The following is a 19,773-nucleotide window of genomic DNA, read 5'->3' as shown; positions in this document are numbered from 1 at the left end:
AGCCGAAGCCGAGAGGACGAGCATGAGTGCAGCGCAGACCCGTCAGGGGACGGTGTCGCTGTCCGGCGCCGAGCTGCGTCGCGGGCCACGCACCCTGTGGTCCGGTCTGGACCTGGACATCCACCCCGGCGAGTTCGTCGCGGTCCTGGGCCCCAACGGCTCCGGGAAGACGACGCTGCTGCAGGTCCTGCTCGGGCTGCTGCCGCTCTCGGCGGGCGAGGTCCGCGTCCACGGCGAGGAGCCCGCGCGCGGCAGCTCCGCGGTCGGCTACATCCCGCAGCAGCGGGCCCTCGACCCGCTCACCCCGCTGCGCGGGCGCGACCTCGTCGGGCTCGGCCTCGACGGGCACCGCTGGGGCCCGGGCCTGCGCGGCCGCGCCGCCCGCCGTCGTCAGGTCCACGCGGCGCTGGCGCAGGTGGACGCGCTCGACTACGCCGACGCCCCCGTCGGGTCGCTCTCCGGTGGCGAGCAGCAACGGCTGCGGGTGGCCCAGGCCCTCGTCGGGGACCCGTCGCTGCTGCTCGCCGACGAGCCGCTGCTCTCGCTCGACCTCGCCCGCCAGCGCGAGGTGGTCGACCTCGTCGACCGGCGCCGCCGCACCCACGACACGGCCGTGGTCTTCGTGACCCACGAGCTCAACCCGGTGCTGCCCGTCGTCGACCGCATCCTCTACCTCGTCGACGGCCGGTTCCGGATCGGGACGCCGGACGAGGTCATGACCTCGGAGAACCTCACCGAGCTCTACCGCACCGACGTCGAGGTGGTCCGGGTGCGCGGCCGGATCCTGGTGGTCGGCGCGGAGGACGCCCCGGTGCACCACCACGAGGAGCCCGCGGCCGGCCGCCAGGAGGTCGGCGCGCGATGAGCACCACCCTGGAGCTGCTCGACGTCGGGTTCGTCCGCCAGGCGCTGCTCGCCGGCGCCGTCCTGGCGTTGCTGGCCGGGCTGCTCGGCCCGCTCGTGGTCGGGCGCGGCATGGCGTTCGCCGTGCACGGCACCGCCGAGCTCTCGTTCGCGGGCGGCGCGGGTGCGCTGCTGCTGTTCGGGGCGGGCGCGGTCGGGTGGGGCGCACTGGTGGGTGCGGTCCTCGTCGCGCTGGTGTTCGGGGCGCTCGGGCTGGCCGCGCACGAGCGCGACTCCGTCATCGGCGTGCTGCTCTCGTTCGGGCTCGGACTCGGCGTGCTCTTCCAGTCCCTCTACACCGGCCGGTCGGCGAACAAGTTCGGGCTGCTCGTCGGGCAGATCGTCGGGGTCGACACCGGGGACCTCGTCTCGCTCGCGGTGACGGGCGTGGTCGTCGTCGGGGTCCTCGGCGTCGCCTACCGCCCGCTGCTGTTCGCGAGCCTGGACCCGACGATGGCCGCGGCCCGCGGCGTGCCGGTGCGGGCGCTCTCGATCGCGTTCGCGGTGCTGCTCGGCGCGACGACGGCGCTCGGCGTGCAGATCGTCGGGGCGCTGCTCGTGCTCTCGCTGCTCATCACACCGGCCGCCGCGGCCGCCCGGGTGACGGCGAGCCCGCTGGTCGCGACGGTGCTCGCGGTGGTGTTCGCCGAGGTTGCGGTCCTGGGCGGGATCGTGCTCTCCCTCGCGCCCGGGCTGCCGATCAGCCCGTTCGTGGCCGGGATCGCGTTCGTGACCTACCTGATCTGCCGCGTCGTCGGCTCGCTGCGGACCAGGCGCCGCGCGAGCCGGACCCGTGTCCCGGCCTCGTCGACCGCCACGTCGACGTCGTCGCAGAGCACCCTCGCCAGCCAGAGCCCGCGCCCGCGGTCCTGATCCAGCGGCGGCGGCACCACCCCGGGGAACGGCTCGCGGAAGCAGCCGGTGTCCCCGACGAGGCACACCGCCTCGCCGTCGGCGACCCACGTCCAGAGCACCCCGGTCCCGGCGCCGTGCTCCACCGCGTTGGTGGCGATCTCGCTGGTCGCGTAGACGAGGTCCTCCCCCGCCTCGGCCTCCAGCCCACTCGCCGCGATCGCGACCGTCAGCTCGTGGCGCAGCCACCCGAGGTCGTCGGCGGCGAAGCTCCAGCGCCGCGCGCCCTGCGGGGCGGCCGCGACGGGGACCTCCGGCAGCCCGCTCACCACCTCGGACGGGTCGCGGCGCGCGGCGTTGGGCACCGGGCGGTCGAGGGCGTCCGCCCCCACCAGCTCGCGGTGGGTGGCGAGGTACGCCGTCGGGATCCCGTCGGCGTGGACCGGCAGCGGGCCGGGCCCGAGGCGGTAGGCGCACAGCAGCGTCACGGGCAGGCCGCGCAGCGCCTCGTCGAGCGCCGCCTCGAGGCGCAGCCAGAAGGTGTCCGCGAGGCCGAGCCCGGGCTGGTGCTGGGTGACGACGAGGCTCCGCCGCCCGTCCCGGGCCGCCTCCACCACCGACGTCGCGCGCCGGGCGGCGAGCTGGAACGCGTCGGAGCGGGCGGGGCGGGTGGGGTCGAGGAACTCGAGGTCGGCGAGGACGTCCGCGGCGAGCCCGTCGCGCACGACGGCGGCGGTGGGCGCGTCCAGCGCGACGGTCACCGCGTCGCCGGCGCGGGCCGCGCGCTCCAGCGACGGGACCAGCGCGGCCCCGAGCACCGCGGGGTCGGTGTAGGAGACCCCGCGATGCACCAGATCGGGCACCGCCATGCCCGCATGGTAGCGATCACCTTGCCGGGACCGGACGGGCTCGGGGCCGCCGCTAGGGTCGGCGTCCATGACGCGGCGGGTCGCCCACGAGTCGGCGGTGGCGCGTCGGGACCGTGACATCGCCGGGCTCGGCCTGTTCACGCGCCTGACCCTGGTGCTCGTCGTCGTGCTCCCCAACCTCGTCGGCGCCGGCGTCGTCCTGGTCCTCGCCGCCTGGGTGCTACCGACCGACGTGCTGATCTCCGACCCCGGCGCGCTGACCCGCAACCTGCTGGTCTTCGGGCCCTACCTCGCCGTCGCGGTGGTGTTCGGCGCCTGGTGGGGGCACCGACGGATGCGGGTGCCGCCGGTGCCCGCGGGTGCCGACGACGCGACCCGGGAGCGGGTGGTGCGGCGGCTGCGGCGGGTCGTGCTGCGCGGGCCGCTGCGGCTCGCGCTCGTCCAGGCGGTGCTCTGGGCGATCGCGGCGGTGCTGTTCGTGCTGCTCAACGTGTTCTCGTCGGGGCGGCTGGGCTTCCAGGTCGGGTCGACGGTGGTGCTCGGCGGGGTCGTGGTCGTCTCCATCACCTACCGGCTGGTCGAGGTCGTGCTGCGCCCGGCCGTGCGCCGCGTGCTCTCGGTGCGCCCGCCGTCGGGCGGGGTGCTGCCGGGCGTGCTCATGCGCACGGTCGGCGGCTGGCTGTTCGGTACCGCGGCACCACTGCTCGGGGTGCTGCTCGCGGCGAGCGGGGCGCTGGCGTTCGGTGGCTACTCGGTGGACCGGCTCGCCGTCGTCGTGATGGTCCTCAGTGCCGTGGCGCTGGTCTTCGGCGGCACCGTCATCACGCTGACCGCGATGTCGACCGCCGCACCGGTGCTCGCCGTCCGCCGGGCGCTGCGGCGGGTGGAGTCGGGCGACTACGACGTCGACGTGCCGATCTTCGACACCACCGAGCTCGGCCTCCTGCAGGCCGGGTTCAACACCATGGTCGCCGGGCTGCGCGAGCGGGAGCGGGTGCGCGACCTGTTCGGCCGGCAGGTCGGCGAGGACGTCGCCCGCAACGCGATGGAGAACGAGCTCGAGCTCGGCGGCGAGGTGCGCGAGGTCGCGGTGCTCTTCGTCGACGTCGTCGGCTCCACGACGCTGGCCGCGACCCGCCCGCCCACCGAGGTCGTCGAGCTGCTCAACCAGTTCTTCGCGCTGGTCGTCGACGTCGTCGAGGAGCACGGCGGCTGGATCAACAAGTTCGAGGGGGACGCGGCGCTCGCCGTGTTCGGGGTCCCGACGGGGCTGTCGGACGCGGCCGGGGCTGCGCTCGGCGCGGGGCGGGTGCTGGGTTCGCGGCTGGCGGCGGAGGTGTTCGACGCGTCCGGGCAGCAGGTGCGCGCGGGCATCGGGATCTCGGCCGGCGAGGCGGTGGCCGGCAACGTCGGGGACCGGCGGCGCTACGAGTACACCGTCATCGGCGACCCGGTGAACGAGGCCGCGCGGCTGTGCGACGTGGCGAAGGAGACGCCCGACGGCGTGGCGGCGTCGGGGGCGGCGCTGTCGCGGGCCTCGGCGCGGGAGGCGGAGCGCTGGACCGGGATCGGGAGCCGGCACCTGCGGGGGCGGACGGCGGAGACGGAGGTGGTGGTGCCGCGTCGGTCCGCGGGTTCGCCGCCCGAGGATTCGAGCTCGAGCGGCCCCGGTTCGAGCGCCCCCGGTTCGAGCGCCCCCGATTCGAGCGGCTCCGGTTCGAGCAGCCCCGATTCGAGCGGCTCCGGTTCGAGCAGCCCCGATTCGAGCGAAGGTGCCCTTCAGTCGAACTAGCCGCTCGTGGGCGCCCCTCGCCGGAACCAGTAACCCGTCGTCGTACTGAGCGAAGGGCCCCCTCGCTCAATAGATTCGACGGTGGGCGCCCCTGGCCGGAACGCGCCCGACCACATCGCCGACGCGAGGGAGCGCCGTGACCGAGATGCCCGCCCCGTTCCGCGAGGAGCGGATCGACGCCGACGGTACGACGATCCACGCCGCGGTCGGCGGCTCCGGCGACCCCGTCCTGCTGCTCCACGGCTATCCGCAGACCCACCTGATGTGGCGCCACGTCGCGCCGGCGCTCGCGGCCGACCACACCGTCGTCGTGCCCGACCTCCGCGGCTACGGCGCCAGCGACAAGCCCACGCCGGACGCGGCGAACCGGACCTACGCCAAGCGTGAGATGGCCGCCGACCAGCTCGCCGTGATGCGCGCGCTGGGGTTCGAGCGGTTCGCGCTGGTCGGGCACGACCGCGGCGCCCGCGTCTCCCACCGCCTCACCCTCGACCACCCCGAGGCGGTCTCCCGGCTCGCCGTCCTGGACATCGTCCCGACGCGGCACGTCCTCACCCACGTCGACCTCACCCTGGCCCGCGGGTACTTCCACTGGTTCTTCCTGTCCACGGGCGGGGACGTCCCCGAGACGCTGCTCGCGGGCGCGCCGGAGTTCTGGATCCGGACGATGGTCGAACGGCTCCTCGCGCCCGGGTCGTCCATCGAGCCCGAGGTCATGGACCACTACGTGCGCGCGTTCTCCGACCCGGCGACGATCGCGGCGACCACTGCCGACTACAAGGCCGGCGCCACCACCGACCTCGCCGACGACGAGGCCTCCCACGCCTCCGGCGCGCGGGTGGACTGCCCGGTGCTGGTGCTGTGGGGCGAGCAGTCGTTCGTCGGGAAGGCCTACGAGCCGCTGGCCGTGTGGCGGGAGTACGCCGCGGACGTCTCCGGGACGGGGCTCCCGGTGGGCCACTTCCTGCCCGAGGAGGCTCCGGAACAGGTGCTCGCGCAGCTCCGGGCGTTCCTGGGCTGAGCCGGCGCGGCGCCCTGCCCGACGAGGGGCACTCCACGCATCCCGCGCGGCCGTCCGACCTGCGCTGTGTGCCCCTGATCAACGGCGCAAGACCGGCTCAGCCCGCGCGAGGGGAGGATCCGGTCGCTCTGTCCGACCGAGGGCTCCCCTCGTGCGGGGAGAAGAGTCAGCCCGAACGACGACGCCGCGCGACCTCCGCCAGCGCGACCCCCGCCGCCACCGACGCGTTCAGCGACTCCACGTCGCCCGCCATCGGGATCGCGACCGTCCCGGTGCACGTCTCGCGCACCAGCCGCGAGAGCCCCTTGCCCTCGGACCCGACGACGAGCACCAGCGGCCCGCCCGCGGCGTCCGGCCCGGCCACGGCGTCAAGGTCGTCGATCGTCTCCGGCACCTCGCCGTCGAGACCCACCGTGACGAACCCGTCGTCGTTCCAGGCGCCGAGCGTCCGCGACAGGTTGGTCGCGCGCCCGATCGGCATCCGCGCCGCCGCGCCCGCCGAGGTCCGCCACGCGACCGGCGTCATCCCGACCGAGCGCCGCAGCGGCAGCAACACACCGTGCGCCCCGAACGCCGCCGCCGAACGCACGACCGCGCCGAGGTTGCGGGGATCGGTGACACCGTCGAGCGCGACCAGCAGCGGCTCGACCTTGGCGAGGTGCGCCGCCTGCCGGACCTGTTCGAGCAGATCGTCGGGGTGCAGGTACTCGTAGGCGGGCACGGTGAGCGCGAGCCCCTGGTGCACCGCGCCGTCGGCCATCCGGTCGACGTCGCCGCGCGGCACCTCGAGCACCGAGATGCGCTGGTCACCGGCCGCGCGCAGCGCCTCGCGGACGCGGTCGTCGATGTCGATGCCCTGCGCGACGTGCAGCGCCGTCGCCGGGATAAACGCCCGCAGGCTCTCCACCACCGGATTGCGCCCGACGACGACCTGGGGCCCGTCGGGCGCGTCACGCCGGCCGGAGGCGCTGCGCGGCCGGCCCTGGCCGCCGCCACCACCACGGTTGCCACCGCCGCCGCCACCCGGGCCACCGCCTCCCGGACCACCGCCGCCGTCGGGAGCCGGTCGACGCGGCGCGGCGGGACCCTGACCGCTCTTCCCGGTCGACCCGCCGCCGCGGTAGGCCTTGTGGTTGGGGCGCTGGTCCGCGGGCGGGGTCGGGCCCTTGCCCTCGAGACCCTTCGCGCGGTTGCCGCCCGAGCCCTTGGTGGGGCCCTTCTTCGAACCGGGGTTGCGTCGTGCTCCGGGGCGGCGGGAATTGCCGGCCATCAGCTCTCGTCGTCCTTCAGGGTCCAGATCGGACCGTCGGAGGTGTCCTCGATCCCGACGCCGGCCGCGGTCAGCTGCTCGCGGATGGCGTCGGCCCGGGCGAAGTCCTTGTCACGGCGGGCGGCGGTGCGCTGGACGAGCAGGTCCCCGACGAGGGCGCCGAGCGCGGAGCGCGCGTGGTCACCGCCACCGGTCCGGTCCGCGCCCGCGGCCCAGTGCGGGTCCATCGGGTCGAGCCCGAGCACGCCGGTCATCTCCCGCACCGCGGATGCCGCGGCGACCGCGGCGTCGCGGTCGCCGTCGTCGAGTGCGGTGTTGCCCGCCCGGACCTGCTCGTGCACGACGGCGAGGGCGGCCGGCGTGCCGAGGTCGTCGTCCATCGCCGCGGTGAAGGCCGCCATCGTCTCCGGGGCGGCCGTGGTGCCCACGGCACCGATCCGCTCGTGGACGCGCCGCACGAACGTCTCGATCCGCCGGTAGGCGGCCGAGGCCTCGGCCAGCGCGCCCTCGGAGTACTCGACCGTCGACCGGTAGTGCGGCGCGACCAGGTAGTAGCGCAGCTCCACGGCCCGGACCCGCTCGAGCACCGCGGGGATCGTGAGCGTGTTCCCGAGCGACTTCGACATCTTCGAGCCGGACATCGTCACCCAGGCGTTGTGCATCCAGTACCGCGCGAACGCGTCACCCGCGGCGTTGGACTGCGCGCGCTCGTTCTCGTGGTGCGGGAACACCAGGTCCAGCCCGCCGCCGTGGATGTCGAACGTCGGCCCGAGGTAGTGCGTGGCCATCGCCGAGCACTCCAGGTGCCAGCCCGGACGGCCCCGCCCCCACGGCGTCGGCCAGCTCGGCTCGTCGGCCTTGGCGGCCTTCCACAGCGTGAAGTCGCGGGGGTCGCGCTTGCCGCGGGACGGCGCCTCGCCCTGCTCCATCTCGTCGACCCGTTGCCCGGACAGCGAGCCGTAGTCCGGCCAGGTCCCGACGGCGAAGTAGACGTCGCCGGAGCCGGAGTCGCAGGGGTAGGCGTGACCGGCCGCGATCAGGCGCTCGATCAGCTCGATCATCTCGGTGACGTGCCCCGTGGCGCGGGGCTCGACCGAGGGCGGCAGGCAGCCGAGGGCGTCGAACGCGGCGGTGAACTCGCGCTCGTGTGTCGCCGCCCACTCCCACCACGGCCGGCCCGCCTCGGCGGCCTTGGTCAGGATCTTGTCGTCGATGTCGGTGACGTTGCGGACGAGCGCGACATCGAGGCCCTTGTGGGCGAGCCACCGGCGGAGCACGTCGAAGTCGACGCCGGACCGGACGTGGCCGACGTGAGGCACCGCCTGCACCGTGGCCCCACACACGTACAGCGACGCCCGGCCCTCGTGCTGCGGGGAGAACTCCCGCAGCGCGCGTGCAGCGGTGTCGTACAGGTGCAGGCTCACCACGCGGATCCTACGGACGGGGGCGAATCGCGTCCGAGACCGGTCCACCTGTCCGCAAACCCTGGTCCCCGCGTGATCCAGAACATAGGGTGCGGCTGAGCACGTTCTACAGGCCCGTTGCGCGAGGAGTGGTGAGCGTTGTCAATCACGTGCCGTACGTCGTTGGTCCGGTCGGCCCCGGGCAAGTACGAGACGGCGACCGTCCAGGTCGATGATCCCCGGCAGGACGAGATCCGGGTCAAGATGGTCGCGTCGGGGCTCTGTCACTCCGACGACCACATCGCCACCGGTGACATCCCGGTCGGCGTCTACCCGTTCGCGGGCGGCCACGAGGGCGGCGGGATCGTCGAGTCGGTCGGCCCGAACACCAAGGGCTTCGAGGTCGGCGACAAGGTCCTGTTCTCCTTCCTCCCCGCCTGCGGCAAGTGCAAGTGGTGCTCCACGGGGCACTCGAACCTCTGCGACCTCGGCGCCGGCCTGCTCGCGGGCACCCGCTGGGACGACCCCTCGACGCGCCTGCAGCTCGAGGACGGCTCCCCGGTCGGCCAGATGTGCGGTATCTCGACCTTCACCGAGTACACGACGGTGGCCATCGACTCGGCCATCCGCGTGCCGCAGGAGACCAACCTGACGTCGGCGTGCCTCCTCGGCTGCTCGGTCGGCACCGGCTGGGGCTCCGCGGTGAACACCGGCGACGTCATGCCCGGCGACACCGTGATCATCCAGGGCATCGGCGGCATCGGCGCCAACGCCGTCCAGGGCGCCGCGCACGCCGGCGCCGCGAACGTCATCGCGGTCGACCCGGTCGCGTTCAAGCGCGAGAAGGCCCAGGAGCTCGGCGCCACCCACGCGGTGGACTCGATCGAGGAGGCCACCGAGCTCGCCAAGGGCTTCACCAACGGCCAGGGCGCCGACGTCTCGATCGTCACGATCGGCATCACCAAGCCCGAGCACGTCGGCAACGCCTTCGCCTCGATCCGCAAGCAGGGCACCGTCATCGTCACCGGTCTCGGCGACATCACCGAGGTCGGCGTGCCGATCCCGATCGGCGAGCTGACGCTGTTCGAGAAGAAGATCAAGGGGTCGCTGTTCGGGTCGTCGAACCCGCGCGCCGACATCCCCAAGATGCTCGACCTCTACAACCACGGGCACCTCAAGCTCGACGAGCTCGTGACGAAGCACTACAAGCTCGACGAGGTCGCGCAGGGCTACGAGGACATGCACGCGGGCAAGAACATCCGCGGCGTCGTGGTCTTCGACTGACGTTGACCGCCCTCCACAACGGCGTGCTGCCCCGGGCCGGTGTCCTGCCGGCCCGGGGCATGCTCGACGCGGCCCGCGCCGCCGTCGTCGGACGCCACACCGAGTCCGAGGTCCTCGCCGCCGCGCTCGCGTCCGGGCGCAGCATCCTGCTCGAGGGCCCGCCCGGCACCGGCAAGACGACCCTGCTGCGCGCGCTGGCGGACGGCGCGGGCGTCGGGTTCGAGCTGGTCGAGGGCAACGCCGAGCTCTCCCCGACCCGGTTGGTCGGGCACCACGACCCGTCGCGCGTGCTCACCGAGGACTACCGGCCGGAGAACTTCGTGCCGGGGCCGCTGGTGCGTGCGCTGCAGAGCGGGGCGCTGCTCTACGTCGAGGAGCTCAACCGCGTCCCCGAGGAGACGCTGAACGTGCTGCTCGGGGTCCTCTCGGAGCGCCGCCTGCACGTGCCGCGGCTCGGCGTCGTCGACGCAGCCGAGACATTCCGGCTGGTCGCGGCGATGAACCCCTCCGACGGCGTGGGCACCGGCCGGATCACGCCCGCCCTCTACGACCGCTCCTGCCGGGTCGCCTTCGACCACCAGAGCGCCGAGGAGGAGCTGGCCATCGTCCGGCGCGTCGAGTCCGAGGCGCCCTCCGAGGCGTTCGCGCGGCGGGCCGTCGAGGCGGTGCGGGCCACGCGTTCGCACGCCGATCTGCGCCTGGGCTCCTCGGTCCGCGGGGCGCTGGACCTGGTGGCGCTGGCCTCGTCGCTGGCGTCGCTGCGGGACGAGGCCGCGCCCACGGAATCGACCGGGGCGGACGCGGCCCGCGCCGCGCTCACCGGACGGGTCGCGCTGGTCGAGGGCTCGCCGCGCACCGTCGAGGAGGTCGTCACCGCGATCTGGGCGGCCACGGCGCCCGCTGACGACACCTCGGATTCCGGTTCCGGCTCCGACGGCGGCTCCGGGGACGCTCCGGGAAAAGCCTGACCCCGGGTCGCTCGCCCGGGGCGCCCCCGCAGGTCGTATCGGACCCGGCCCAGGTCGCGGATCTGCTGCGCGACCAGTCGCGCCGCACGACCACCCGCGCCGAGCTGGAGAACCGGCACGGTGACGGCCTGGCCCAGGTCAGTCCGCGGGTCGGCGTGCTCGACGAGGCCGCGATGTCGGACCGCTCGGTCGAGGACCCGGACGGCGCGGTCGACCTGCTCGCCGACCTCGCCCGGGCCACCGACCCGACCCTGCGCGCCGCCGCCCGACGGCTCGCGGCGCGCCTGGTGATCCGCGCGCCGCGGCTGGGGCGCGAGGAACGGCGGGGGACGACGAAGCTCGCCACCGTCCACCGGGAGGGCCCCGACGTCGACCTCGACGCGACGCTCGAGCGCTCACCCCGGCCGACCGAGGGCGACCTGCGCTGGCGGGGCTGGCGCTCCTCCACCCGCGCGACGGTGCTGCTGGTCGACGCGTCCGGCTCCGTCGCCGGGCGACCCTTGTCGACCGCGCTGACGACGGCGGGTGCGCTGGCCGCCGGGCTGCGTCCGGGCGACGAGCTGGGCGTCGTGGCGTTCTGGTCGCGGGCGGTGGTGCTGCGGCCGCGTTCGTCGGTCCGTCCCGCGTCCTCGGTCCTGGACGCGCTGTTCGACCTGCGCGGCGGCTCGACGACCGACCTCGCGCTCGGACTGCGCACCGCGCTCGCCCAGCTGCGCGACGCCCGGGCCGCGGAGCGCGAGATCGTCGTGCTCACCGACGGCGCCTGGAACGAGGGCGAGGACCCGGTCCCGGTCGCGGCGCGGGCCGGGGTGACGGTGTCCGTGCTGCGCACCGTCGACTCCGCCGAGGCGGTCGCGGCGTGCTCGCGGCTGGCGGGCGCCGGGGGCGGGCGGCACGCGGCCCTGTTGCGCGCCTCGGACGCCCCAGCCGCGGTCGCGGCCGTGCTGCGCTGAGCCGCCCTCTCCGCTAGCCCTCCCGCCTGGCCCTCCCCCGGCCCCTCCCGCTCACCCCGGAACGCACGAACGGCTCGTTCGTCACCATCGACCGGCACGAACGAGCCGTTCGTACCCGCCGGTGGAAGGGTCGCGGCGTGCCCGTCGATCTCGGTCTGACCCTGCCCCAGTTCGGTGCCGCGGCCGGCGACGCCGCGCGGCTCGGGCGGTTCGCCGCCGACGCCGAGGCGGCGGGAGCGGCCTCGTTGTGGGTCGGTGACCGGCTGCTCGCCGCGCGCGACCCGGAGATCGGCTACGGCGGCGCCGACACCATCCCCGTCGAGTTCCGCCGGGCCCTCGATCCGTTCGCCCTGCTGGCGGCCGCCGCGGTCACGACGACGACCGCCCGGCTCGGCTCGAGCGTGCTCGTCGCCCCGCTCTATGCGCCGGCGATCCTGGCGCGGTCGCTGGCCACGGTGTCGGCGCTGTCCGACGGCCGGCTCTTGGCCGGGCTCGGCATCGGCTGGTCGCCCGAGGAGTACGCCGCGGCCGGTGTCGGGTTCGACCGTCGCGGCGCCCGGCTCGACGAGCTGCTCGACACCCTCGACGTGCTCTGGTCCGGCCGCGGCGAGGGCCTGGACGGCCGGTTCTGGACGACGCCCGCCTCCTGGGTGGAGACGCCGTCCCCGCGCGTGCCGATCTACGTCTCGGCGTTCTCGGAGCCGGCGCTGCGCCGGGTCGGCCGGCGCTGCGACGGGTGGCTGCCGGTCGCGCGGCTGACGGAGCGCGCGGTCGAGTCGGCCGACAAGGCCGTCGAAGGGCTCACGACGATGCGCGCCACGATCGACGAGGCCGCGCTCGCCGCCGGTCGTGATCCGGCCGACGTCGGGACCGAGCTGCGGATCAACCTCACCGCGGACGTCGACCGCGACGAGCTCGCGGAGGCCGTCGCACTGCTCGCGGACCGGACCGGGTTCCGGCGGATCTTCCTCGACCCGATGTACCGCGACGACTCCCTCGAGGACCGGTTGGCGACGTTCACGCAGGTGCGCTCCTCACTGGGTGCGCCCGGCTCGTGAGCACTGATCCGTGCTCCGGCACGGATCAGTACTCATGTGCCGGCCCGGCGCTGGATCTCGTGGGCGATGCGGACGCGGTCGGCGGGCACGACGTGGGCGTCGCTCCCGACGACCTCGACGACGATCCGACCGGCCACGGTGTCCACGACGGTCAGCGGACCCACCCGGTGCCGGCCCGCCCCGCGGTAGAGCGCCGCGCCGAGCTGCATCTGCCGGCGGGGCGGATCGGCCCGCAGTGCGGCCAGGCGGTGCGCGACGGCGGGGGCGAGGTCGTGGACCGGTCGGTCGCCGAACAGGGCCGCCGCGGGCACCGTCATCGGGACGCCGGGGAGCGCGGGGTCGTCCGGCAACCGCGCTAGCAGGCCGGCCGCGAGGACGCCCACGGCGGCGCCGGGCGTGGTCGCGGATGCCCCGCGGGAGGCGAGGTCCAGGACGAGGCCGCCGCGGTCGGCGTCGGGCTCGACGACGACGGCGAGCTGGCCCGAGACCGCGGCGTACCCGTGCCGTGCGACGGCGGAGGGGCCGTCCCAGCAGCGCAGGTCGACGTCGACCTCGGGGCGGGCGAGCACGGCGAGGGCGTCCGCCAGGTCACCGATCGGGACGGGAGGCGTGCCGGGTCCGCCGGTGCGCGCCAGCCCGCGGGTCTGCAGCGCGGCCAGGGCGGCGCGGTCGGCGGCGTCGCGGGCGGAGAGCGTGGCGCCGTGGTCGGGGACGTCCAGCAGCGGCGGCCGGTCGCCCAACCGGAGGTGGCGCCAGGCGGCGAGGAACGCGTCCCGGTCGAGGCGCAGCCGCCGTGCGGGCACCTCCGGGACCGGGGCGGTCACTCGCCGATCACGGGTGGGGCGACGCGGGGGAGCTCGCCCGCGATGGCGTCCGGGTCGTCCTCCTGCAGGTATCCGGCGCGGGGGATGCGCTGGTCACCGCTCCCGCCGCCCCCGTAGCCGCCGAGCGGCGCGAACGGCAGGGCGCCGCGTTCTCCGACTGCTGCCGTCCCGGCACGGCCGCCGAGGGCGGACTCGAGGATCGGGTTGCTGCCGGTGCCGGTGCGGGCGCCCGGTTCCAGACCTGGTCGTCCGGTGGCGGGGTCGGGTGAGGGGCGGACGCCGTCGGGGGTCGGGGAACCGAGTCGCGGTGACTCGGTTGCGCCGGAAGCTCCCGACCCGAGCCGGCCCGCTGCTCCGGCACCCGCCGATCCGCCGCTCACGCCCGGCTCTCCTGCGCCGGGCCCGATCGCCCCCGTGCCCCGCGTCCCGCCGGCCGAGGGAGCGCCCTCGGCGGCCCCCGATCCGACGCCTCCCCCGCGTGCGCCTCCCGCCCCGACCCCACCGCGTGCGCCGCCCGCACCCCCGACCGCGCCGGAGCCGCCGCGTGCGCCGCCGGCCGCCCCCGCCCCAGCGCTGCCCGTCCCGCCCGCGCCCACCCCGCCGGTCCCGCCGACGCCGCCTCGCGCCCCACCGGCTCCGTCCGCAGCCCCGGGGCCCACTCCGCCGCCGGACCCACCCGCACCTCCGGCCGGCGTCGTCCCGGCCACTCCGCCGCCACCCGATCCCGTGCCCGGGAGACCGCCCGACGCCGCACCCCCGGCGCCGGGGACACCCGACGTCGTACCCGCGTTTCCCGAGCCGCCGGGCAGGCCGGCCGGGCCCGTGGCCGCAGAGCCCGAACCGCCGTCGGCCGCCCCCGACCCGCCCGGACCGAGCCGACCCGCCGTCGTACCCCCCGCCCCGGCCGGGACCACCGTGACCTGCGGTGCTCCGCCCGCGGGCGCGGCGAACTGTGGTAGCGCCGAGGAGCGCAGGGCGCTGGCGTCCTGGTAGCGGCCCATCGCCGAGCGGGCCTGGCGCTCGGCGTCGAGCGAGGCCCGGTCCGCCCGGTCCGCGTCCAGCGCGGCCAGACTGCCCGCCTCCTCCCACGTCATCCGCGTGACGGGCGCCCGCGCGGACTCGGGCGCGGGCGGCGGCACCGCCGCGCGGGTGCTCGCCAGCGCGCGGGACTGCTCGTGCGAGACCGACCCGACGGCGTCGCTGAACGCACGGGCCTGATCGGCCCACGCCCCCATCGGCCCGACCGCCCCGCGGGCCGCGTCGGCCGCCGCCCCGGCACGTGTCGCCGTGATGCCCTGCGTCGCGTGCTCGACGGAGCCCGCGACCTCCCGCAGCCGCGACGCCAGCTGGTTCCACGCGCCGCCCGCCTCGGAGAACCCGGAGCCGCGGCCCTGCAGCTGGGACCAGATCTCGGCGTGCGAACGCGCCTCCCAGTTCACGTCGAACACGCCGGCCTCCCCTCCCAGGGCAGGCAAGCACACCGCCCCGTCACGCGGGGGCGGTTCGGGAGAAGTCAGGCGGGGAGGAGCAACGCGGTCGCGACGGCGGCGAGCCCCTCGCCGCGCCCCGTGAGACCGAGCCCGTCGGACGTGGTGCCGGACACCGCGACCGGGCCGCCCGCGGCCTCGGAGAGCACCTGCTGGGCCTCGTCGCGTCGGGTGCCGATCTTGGGACGGTTCCCGATCACCTGGACCGCGGCGTTGCCGAGCACCCACCCGTCGTCGCCGACGAGCCGCCGGACCTCGCCGATCAACCGGACGCCCGACGCTCCGGCCCACTCGGGGCGCCCGGTGCCGAACACCGCGCCGACGTCACCGAGTCCGGCGGCGGAGAGCATCGCGTCGCAGAGTGCGTGGGCGGCCACGTCGCCGTCGGAATGACCCGCACAGCCGGGGAGGCCGTCCCAGAGCAGGCCCGCCACCCAGCACGGCTCGTCGTCGGCCAGCGGGTGCACGTCCGTACCGATGCCGACCCTCATCGGGTGATCTCCGTCCCGGGCGCACGTGAGCAAGGCGTCGTCCTGACGTCAGGTTTGTCAGCATCGGAGCAGCACGCCGACGGGGGACCATCGCTGATACCGGGTCGGGCCCCGAGGAGCGCCTCGGCCATCGCGAGGTCGAGCGGCGTCGTGATCTTGAACCCACGGGGATCCCCCGGCACCGTGACGACCTCACCGCCGATCTCCTCGACCAGCCCGGCGTCGTCGGTGGCCCGGGCCGCGGCCGACGAGCCCTCGGCCGCGGCGTGCGCGCGCCGCAGGACGTCCGCGGCGAAGCCCTGCGGGGTCTGGACGGCGAGCAGCCCGGTCCGGTCGACGGGGCCGACGACGCGCCCCGTCGGATCGACCCGGCGGACGGTGTCGGCCACCGGGCTGGCCGGGATCACGGCGCCGTGGCCCTCGCGGACCGCGGCGACCACGGCACGCACGACGTCGGGCGGGCACAGGCACCGCGCGGCGTCGTGCACCAGCACCACGTCCGCGTCGTCGACCACGGCGAGGCCGAGCGCGACGGACGCGACCCGGTCGTCACCGCCCACGACCACCCGGACGGATCGGCGCACCGCGGCCCGCATCTCGTCCACGTGATCGACGGGCGCGACCACGACGACGTCGTCGACCACACCCGAGGCGAGCAGGCCCTCGACGGCACGAGCCACCATGACCTCGCCCGCGATCGTGACCAGGGCCTTCGGGCGACCGGCACCGAGCCGTTCACCCGACCCGGCCGCCGGCACGATCGCGGCGACGTGCCCCGCGGACACCGGTGCGGAAGAACTCAGGAAGCGAGGACCTGGTCGAGGAGCGACTCGGCCGCCACCTCGTCGGTGCCCTCGGCCAGCGCGAGCTCGCTCACCAGTATCTGCCGGGCCTTCGCCAGCATGCGCTTCTCGCCCGCGGACAGGCCGCGGTCCTTCTCCCGACGCCAGAGGTCGCGCACGACCTCGGCCACCTTGTTGACGTCACCCGACGCGAGCTTCTCGAGGTTCGCCTTGTACCGGCGCGACCAGTTGGTCGGCTCCTCGGTGTGCGGGGCGCGAAGCACCTCGAACACCCGGTCCAGGCCCTCCTGGCCGACCACGTCGCGAACACCGACGATCTCCGCGTTGTCCGCGGGGACCCTGACGGTCAGGTCGCCCTGGGCAACCTTGAGAACGAGGTACTTCTTCTCCTCGCCCTTGATCGTCCGGGTCTCGATCGCCTCGATGAGAGCGGCACCGTGGTGCGGGTAGACGACGGTCTCGCCGACCTTGAAAACCATGTGTCCCCTAGCCCCTTTCGCTGCTACCAGGTTAACACGTCCGCGACACGACCACGGAGGGGGATCGGCCCGTCTTCGCAGGTCAGGGGGTTGACAATCGGGGAATCGCCGTGCTCCCCGAGGTCGGGAGGGCTGTGGGCGACCGCCGGGACCGACCGCGACCCGACCCGTTGCGCCACCCGGACGGGCGCAGGCCACCGGCAGCGCGCACGCCCGTCGGGCGCGCGGGGGCTAGGGTGTCGCCGACCCGACCGGGACGGGCACCACCACGAGCGACGCGACCCCACGACTCGACAGCGCTCCGGCCCGACCGCACCGCCGCCCCTGGAGGACACGCGTCATGACCCGCCGCCCGACGGGACGTCCGCGCCGTACGGCACTGCTCGTCGCGACCCTCCTCGGCGCAGCCGCCGTCGTCCTGTCCGGCTGCAGCGCCGGCGCGGTCACCCAGACCGACACGACGGTGTCGTCCGTCGCGGGCTCCGAGGGGCAGGTCGGCCAGATCGCGCTGCGCGACGTCACGCTGGACCCCGGCTCGGCCGTCACCGTGCCCGTCGGCGCGACCGTGACGCTCAAGGGCACGCTCGTGAACCAGGGTCTCGCCGACGACCAGCTGCTCTCGGTCTCGAGCCCGTACGTCTCGCAGGTCCGCAGCGAGGGCACCACGACGATCCCGGGCGAGGCCGCGACGCAGATCGTCGGCTCCGAGCCGGGCCCGGTCGGGAAGCCCTCGCCGACGCAGATGAACGGGACCCTCCGGCTCACCCTCGCGGGCGTCACGCAGGTCCTGCACGGCGGCCCGACCTACCCGGTGACCTTCACCTTCGCCAAGGCCGGCTCGATCACGCTGCCGGTGCCGGTGCAGACGACGAGCCCGGTGCCCGCCTCGTAGGTGCGAGGCCGTCGGGGGTCGGGCCTAGTGTCCGGCGCGTGACCACGAAGTCGGGGACGTCCAAGGCGAAGAGCCGGCCGTTCGAGTGCACCGCGTGCGGGCAGCCCGCCGCGAAGTGGCTCGGCCGCTGCCCGGGGTGCGGCGGCTGGGGGACGATCGAGGAGGGCCTGCCGGCGGCGGCCTCGGTCGGCACGCCCGGCGCCGCTCCCCGCGCCACCACCCGCGCCGCCAGCCCGGTCCGGCCGATCGGCGAGGTCGGCCTGGAGACGGTGGTGTCCCGGCCGACCGGGGTGGGCGAGCTGGACCGGGTGCTCGGCGGCGGCCTCGTCCCCGGCGCGGTGGTGCTCCTCGCCGGCGAGCCCGGGGTGGGCAAGTCGACGCTGCTGCTCGAGGTCGCCGCCCAGCGGGCACGTGGGGGCGGCACGGTCCTCTACGTCACCGGTGAGGAGTCCGCGGGCCAGGTCCGGCTGCGGGCCGAGCGCACCGACGCCGTCGTGCCGCACCTGTTCCTCTCCGCCACCGCGGATCTCGAGGAGGTCGCCGCGCACGTGGAGTCGGTCGACCCGGGCCTGCTGGTGGTCGACTCCATCCAGACCGTCGGTTCCGCCGACATCGAGGGCACGCCCGGCGGGGTGTCGCAGGTCCGGGCGGTGACGAGCGCGCTGGTCGCGCTGGCCAAGCAGCGCGACCTGCCCGTGGTGCTGATCGGGCACGTCACCAAGGACGGTGCGGTCGCCGGTCCCCGCACGCTGGAGCACCTGGTCGACGTGGTGCTCTCCTTCGAGGGGGACCGGCACTCCACGCTGCGGATGGTGCGCGGCCTGAAGAACCGCTTCGGCCCGTCGGACGAGGTCGGCTGCTTCGAGATGTTCGACGGCGGGATCCACCAGGTCACCGACCCGTCCGGGCTCTTCGTCGGGGCGATGACGGGCACCGTCCCCGGTCAGGCGGTCACCGTCGCCATGGAGGGCAAACGGCCGCTGATGGCCGAGGTGCAGGGCCTGGCGTCCAAGGTGGGCTCCGAGGCACCGGCCCGCCGGACCGCGTCCGACCTCGACACCAACCGCGTGCTGAAGATCCTCGCGGTGCTGCAGCAGCGGGCCAAGGGGTTCTCGTTCACCCAGCACGACGTGTTCGCGGCGACCGTCGGCGGGATGAAGCTGCGCGAGCCCGCGGCCGACCTCGCGATCGCGCTGGCCATCGCCTCGTCGTTCCGGAACGCGCCGCTGCCCTACGGCCTCGTCGTGATCGGGGAGGTCGGGCTGACCGGCGAGATCCGGCGGGTGCCCGCCACCGACCGCAGGCTCGCCGAGGCCGCGCGGCTCGGGGTCCCCAAGGCGGTCATCCCGTTCAGCCCGGGCATCACGGCGCCGGAGGGCATCGAGCTCACGCAGGTCGACAACCTGGAGGGCGCGCTCGACGCCGTCGGGCTCCTGGTGAAGCGGGACAAACGCTAGGAGGTGATGGTGAACTTCGCGGGATCGCTGATGGTGCCGTCGAGCCGGGTGAGCAGCTCGTAGTCGCCCGGGGGGACGACGCTGCGGTCGCCGCTGCAGCCGGGCGACGACCGGCGGCCCGCCCAACGGACGGAGAACACCGTCTCCTGGCCGGGGGCGAGGGTCCGGACGTCGTTCGAGTGCGCGGGCGAGCAGTCGTTGCTGCCCCAGAGCCCGTCGCCCGGCTTGATCACAACTGCCATGGCCTGACGGGCGGCGTCGAGGTCGCGGGAGCACGGGGTGGAGCCGGTGTTGGTGATCACCAGGCTGAAGAGGGGGTGCTCGGCGGCGGTGTAGCGGGGCTTGTCGGTGCGCGCGGTGATCCGCAGGTCACCGTCGGCGCAGCGCGGCGGAGCGGCCGCGGCCTGCGGGGCGGAGACACTCGGCGAGGCGGGAGCGCTCGGGGCGCTCGGCGCGGCCGGGGACGACGGGGTGGCCGCCGTCGTGGTGGACGACGCACCCCCGCCTGGCCGGCCTTCCCCGCCCGGGTGCGCTCCGCCGGGCTGCGAGTCCGCCCCGGGGAGCGCGGCGGCGCCCGGCCGCGATCCGTTCCCGGTCTGCGAGGGGGTCCCCGGGAGGACCCGCGAGCCGAGCAGGGCCGCGGCGTCGGACGGCGGGGGCAGCGCGCCGCGGGACGCCACGGGCTCCGGCGGGCCGGACGCCGGAGCCGGTGCCGGAGGCGCGGCGGCGGGCACGTCGGACCCGCCGTCGGCGGACACCGCGGCCGCGATCGCCCAGACCAGCAGCGCGAGGACGAGGACGGCGGCCGCGATGGCGACGGCCCGGCGTCGCCAGTACACCGACGGCGGGAGCGGACCCACCGGCTGCAGCATGCCGGGAACGGTAGGAGCGTCGTCGGCGCGCGCGACCCGCCCGCGCCGGGGGGTCGAGGGAAGTCACCCGTGCGTGGATCACCTGGTCGAGCGGG

At 75.4% G+C, this 19,773-nt stretch carries 17 protein-coding genes and 2 pseudogenes; 10 read left to right on the top strand and 9 right to left on the bottom strand.

Annotated elements, in window-relative coordinates; translation table 11 throughout:
• The first annotated feature begins 22 nt into the window (after nucleotides 1–22).
• Both LQ327_RS11895 and LQ327_RS11890 read left to right on the top strand, forming a co-directional pair.
• Nucleotides 23–865: a metal ABC transporter ATP-binding protein gene (locus tag LQ327_RS11895; RefSeq protein ID WP_230733646.1), complete on the top strand. Its 843-nt coding sequence runs from the start codon at nucleotides 23–25 to the stop codon at nucleotides 863–865.
• Nucleotides 862–1,776 carry a metal ABC transporter permease gene (locus LQ327_RS11890; protein WP_230733644.1) on the top strand — a complete coding sequence of 305 codons (915 nt, stop codon included), beginning with the start codon at nucleotides 862–864 and terminating at the stop codon, nucleotides 1,774–1,776. Before LQ327_RS11895 ends, LQ327_RS11890 begins: the two co-directional genes overlap by 4 nt.
• Here LQ327_RS11890 and LQ327_RS11885 read toward each other — a convergent pair.
• Nucleotides 1,746–2,624, bottom strand: a pseudogene (locus LQ327_RS11885) (MEDS domain-containing protein); the annotation flags it as partial. The gene LQ327_RS11890 and the pseudogene LQ327_RS11885 sit on opposite strands and share 31 nt — an antisense overlap.
• Nucleotides 2,625–2,691: 67 nt before the next feature.
• Here LQ327_RS11885 and LQ327_RS11880 point away from each other — a divergent pair.
• Nucleotides 2,692–4,416: an adenylate/guanylate cyclase domain-containing protein gene (locus tag LQ327_RS11880; protein ID WP_230733642.1), complete on the top strand. Its 1,725-nt coding sequence runs from the start codon at nucleotides 2,692–2,694 to the stop codon at nucleotides 4,414–4,416.
• Nucleotides 4,417–4,561: 145 nt separating this feature from the next.
• Nucleotides 4,562–5,437, top strand: coding sequence for an alpha/beta fold hydrolase (locus LQ327_RS11875; protein WP_230735027.1), 876 nt, complete (start codon nucleotides 4,562–4,564; stop codon nucleotides 5,435–5,437).
• Between the two features lie 166 nt (nucleotides 5,438–5,603).
• On the opposite strand, the gene rlmB is transcribed toward LQ327_RS11875, so the two are convergent.
• Together rlmB and cysS are read right to left on the bottom strand one after the other, a co-directional pair.
• Nucleotides 5,604–6,707 (bottom strand): 23S rRNA (guanosine(2251)-2'-O)-methyltransferase RlmB, encoded by a 1,104-nt coding sequence (gene rlmB / locus LQ327_RS11870; RefSeq protein ID WP_230733640.1) that lies wholly within the window; start codon nucleotides 6,705–6,707, stop codon nucleotides 5,604–5,606.
• A complete protein-coding gene (gene cysS, locus LQ327_RS11865) occupies nucleotides 6,707–8,131 on the bottom strand; it encodes a cysteine--tRNA ligase (protein ID WP_230733632.1) in 1,425 nt (474 codons plus the stop codon). Before cysS ends, rlmB begins: the two co-directional genes overlap by 1 nt.
• A 138-nt stretch (nucleotides 8,132–8,269) precedes the next feature.
• On the opposite strand from cysS, the gene LQ327_RS11860 reads away from it, so the two are divergent.
• From LQ327_RS11860 to LQ327_RS11845, 4 genes are all read left to right on the top strand, one after another.
• Nucleotides 8,270–9,394, top strand: a complete 1,125-nt coding sequence (locus LQ327_RS11860) for an NDMA-dependent alcohol dehydrogenase (RefSeq protein ID WP_230733629.1) — start codon at nucleotides 8,270–8,272, stop codon at nucleotides 9,392–9,394.
• Between the two features lie 2 nt (nucleotides 9,395–9,396).
• Nucleotides 9,397–10,362 (top strand): AAA family ATPase, encoded by a 966-nt coding sequence (locus tag LQ327_RS11855; RefSeq protein WP_230733621.1) that lies wholly within the window; start codon nucleotides 9,397–9,399, stop codon nucleotides 10,360–10,362.
• Between the two features lie 173 nt (nucleotides 10,363–10,535).
• On the top strand, nucleotides 10,536–11,315 hold the full coding sequence (locus tag LQ327_RS11850) for a VWA domain-containing protein (RefSeq protein WP_230733619.1): 780 nt from the start codon (nucleotides 10,536–10,538) through the stop codon (nucleotides 11,313–11,315).
• Nucleotides 11,316–11,452: 137 nt separating this feature from the next.
• Entirely contained in the window at nucleotides 11,453–12,373 is a 921-nt protein-coding gene (locus LQ327_RS11845; RefSeq protein ID WP_230733617.1) for a TIGR03619 family F420-dependent LLM class oxidoreductase, read from the top strand.
• Between the two features lie 32 nt (nucleotides 12,374–12,405).
• Here the strand turns inward: LQ327_RS11845 and LQ327_RS11840 are convergent, their stop codons facing one another.
• The 5 genes and pseudogenes from LQ327_RS11840 to LQ327_RS11820 form a co-directional block, all read right to left on the bottom strand.
• Nucleotides 12,406–13,197, bottom strand: a complete 792-nt coding sequence (locus LQ327_RS11840) for an ESX secretion-associated protein EspG (RefSeq protein WP_230733615.1) — start codon at nucleotides 13,195–13,197, stop codon at nucleotides 12,406–12,408.
• A complete protein-coding gene (locus tag LQ327_RS11835) occupies nucleotides 13,194–14,645 on the bottom strand; it encodes a hypothetical protein (RefSeq protein WP_230735118.1) in 1,452 nt (483 codons plus the stop codon). The genes LQ327_RS11840 and LQ327_RS11835 overlap by 4 nt, the downstream gene beginning before the upstream one ends.
• Nucleotides 14,646–14,710: 65 nt before the next feature.
• Nucleotides 14,711–15,175: a 2-C-methyl-D-erythritol 2,4-cyclodiphosphate synthase gene (gene ispF, locus LQ327_RS11830; RefSeq protein WP_230733613.1), complete on the bottom strand. Its 465-nt coding sequence runs from the start codon at nucleotides 15,173–15,175 to the stop codon at nucleotides 14,711–14,713.
• Nucleotides 15,176–15,288: 113 nt separating this feature from the next.
• Nucleotides 15,289–15,960, bottom strand: a pseudogene (gene ispD, locus LQ327_RS11825) (2-C-methyl-D-erythritol 4-phosphate cytidylyltransferase); the annotation flags it as partial.
• 14 nt (nucleotides 15,961–15,974) lie between these two features.
• Nucleotides 15,975–16,457 carry a CarD family transcriptional regulator gene (locus LQ327_RS11820; RefSeq protein ID WP_116707106.1) on the bottom strand — a complete coding sequence of 161 codons (483 nt, stop codon included), beginning with the start codon at nucleotides 16,455–16,457 and terminating at the stop codon, nucleotides 15,975–15,977.
• Between the two features lie 340 nt (nucleotides 16,458–16,797).
• On the opposite strand from LQ327_RS11820, the gene LQ327_RS11815 reads away from it, so the two are divergent.
• Entirely contained in the window at nucleotides 16,798–17,349 is a 552-nt protein-coding gene (locus LQ327_RS11815; protein WP_230733609.1) for a copper chaperone PCu(A)C domain-containing protein, read from the top strand.
• A gap of 38 nt (nucleotides 17,350–17,387) precedes the next feature.
• On the top strand, nucleotides 17,388–18,806 hold the full coding sequence (gene radA / locus LQ327_RS11810) for a DNA repair protein RadA (protein WP_230733607.1): 1,419 nt from the start codon (nucleotides 17,388–17,390) through the stop codon (nucleotides 18,804–18,806).
• Here radA and LQ327_RS11805 read toward each other — a convergent pair.
• Complete coding sequence (locus LQ327_RS11805; protein ID WP_230733605.1) at nucleotides 18,803–19,678, bottom strand: DUF4232 domain-containing protein; 876 nt, start codon at nucleotides 19,676–19,678, stop codon at nucleotides 18,803–18,805. The genes radA and LQ327_RS11805 overlap by 4 nt on opposite strands.
• Between the last annotated feature and the right edge of the window lie 95 nt (nucleotides 19,679–19,773).

This window comes from Actinomycetospora endophytica (assembly GCF_021026375.1).
Taxonomy (GTDB): Bacteria; Actinomycetota; Actinomycetes; order Mycobacteriales; family Pseudonocardiaceae; genus Actinomycetospora; species Actinomycetospora endophytica.
This window is presented reverse-complemented; position numbering and strand designations above follow the sequence as displayed.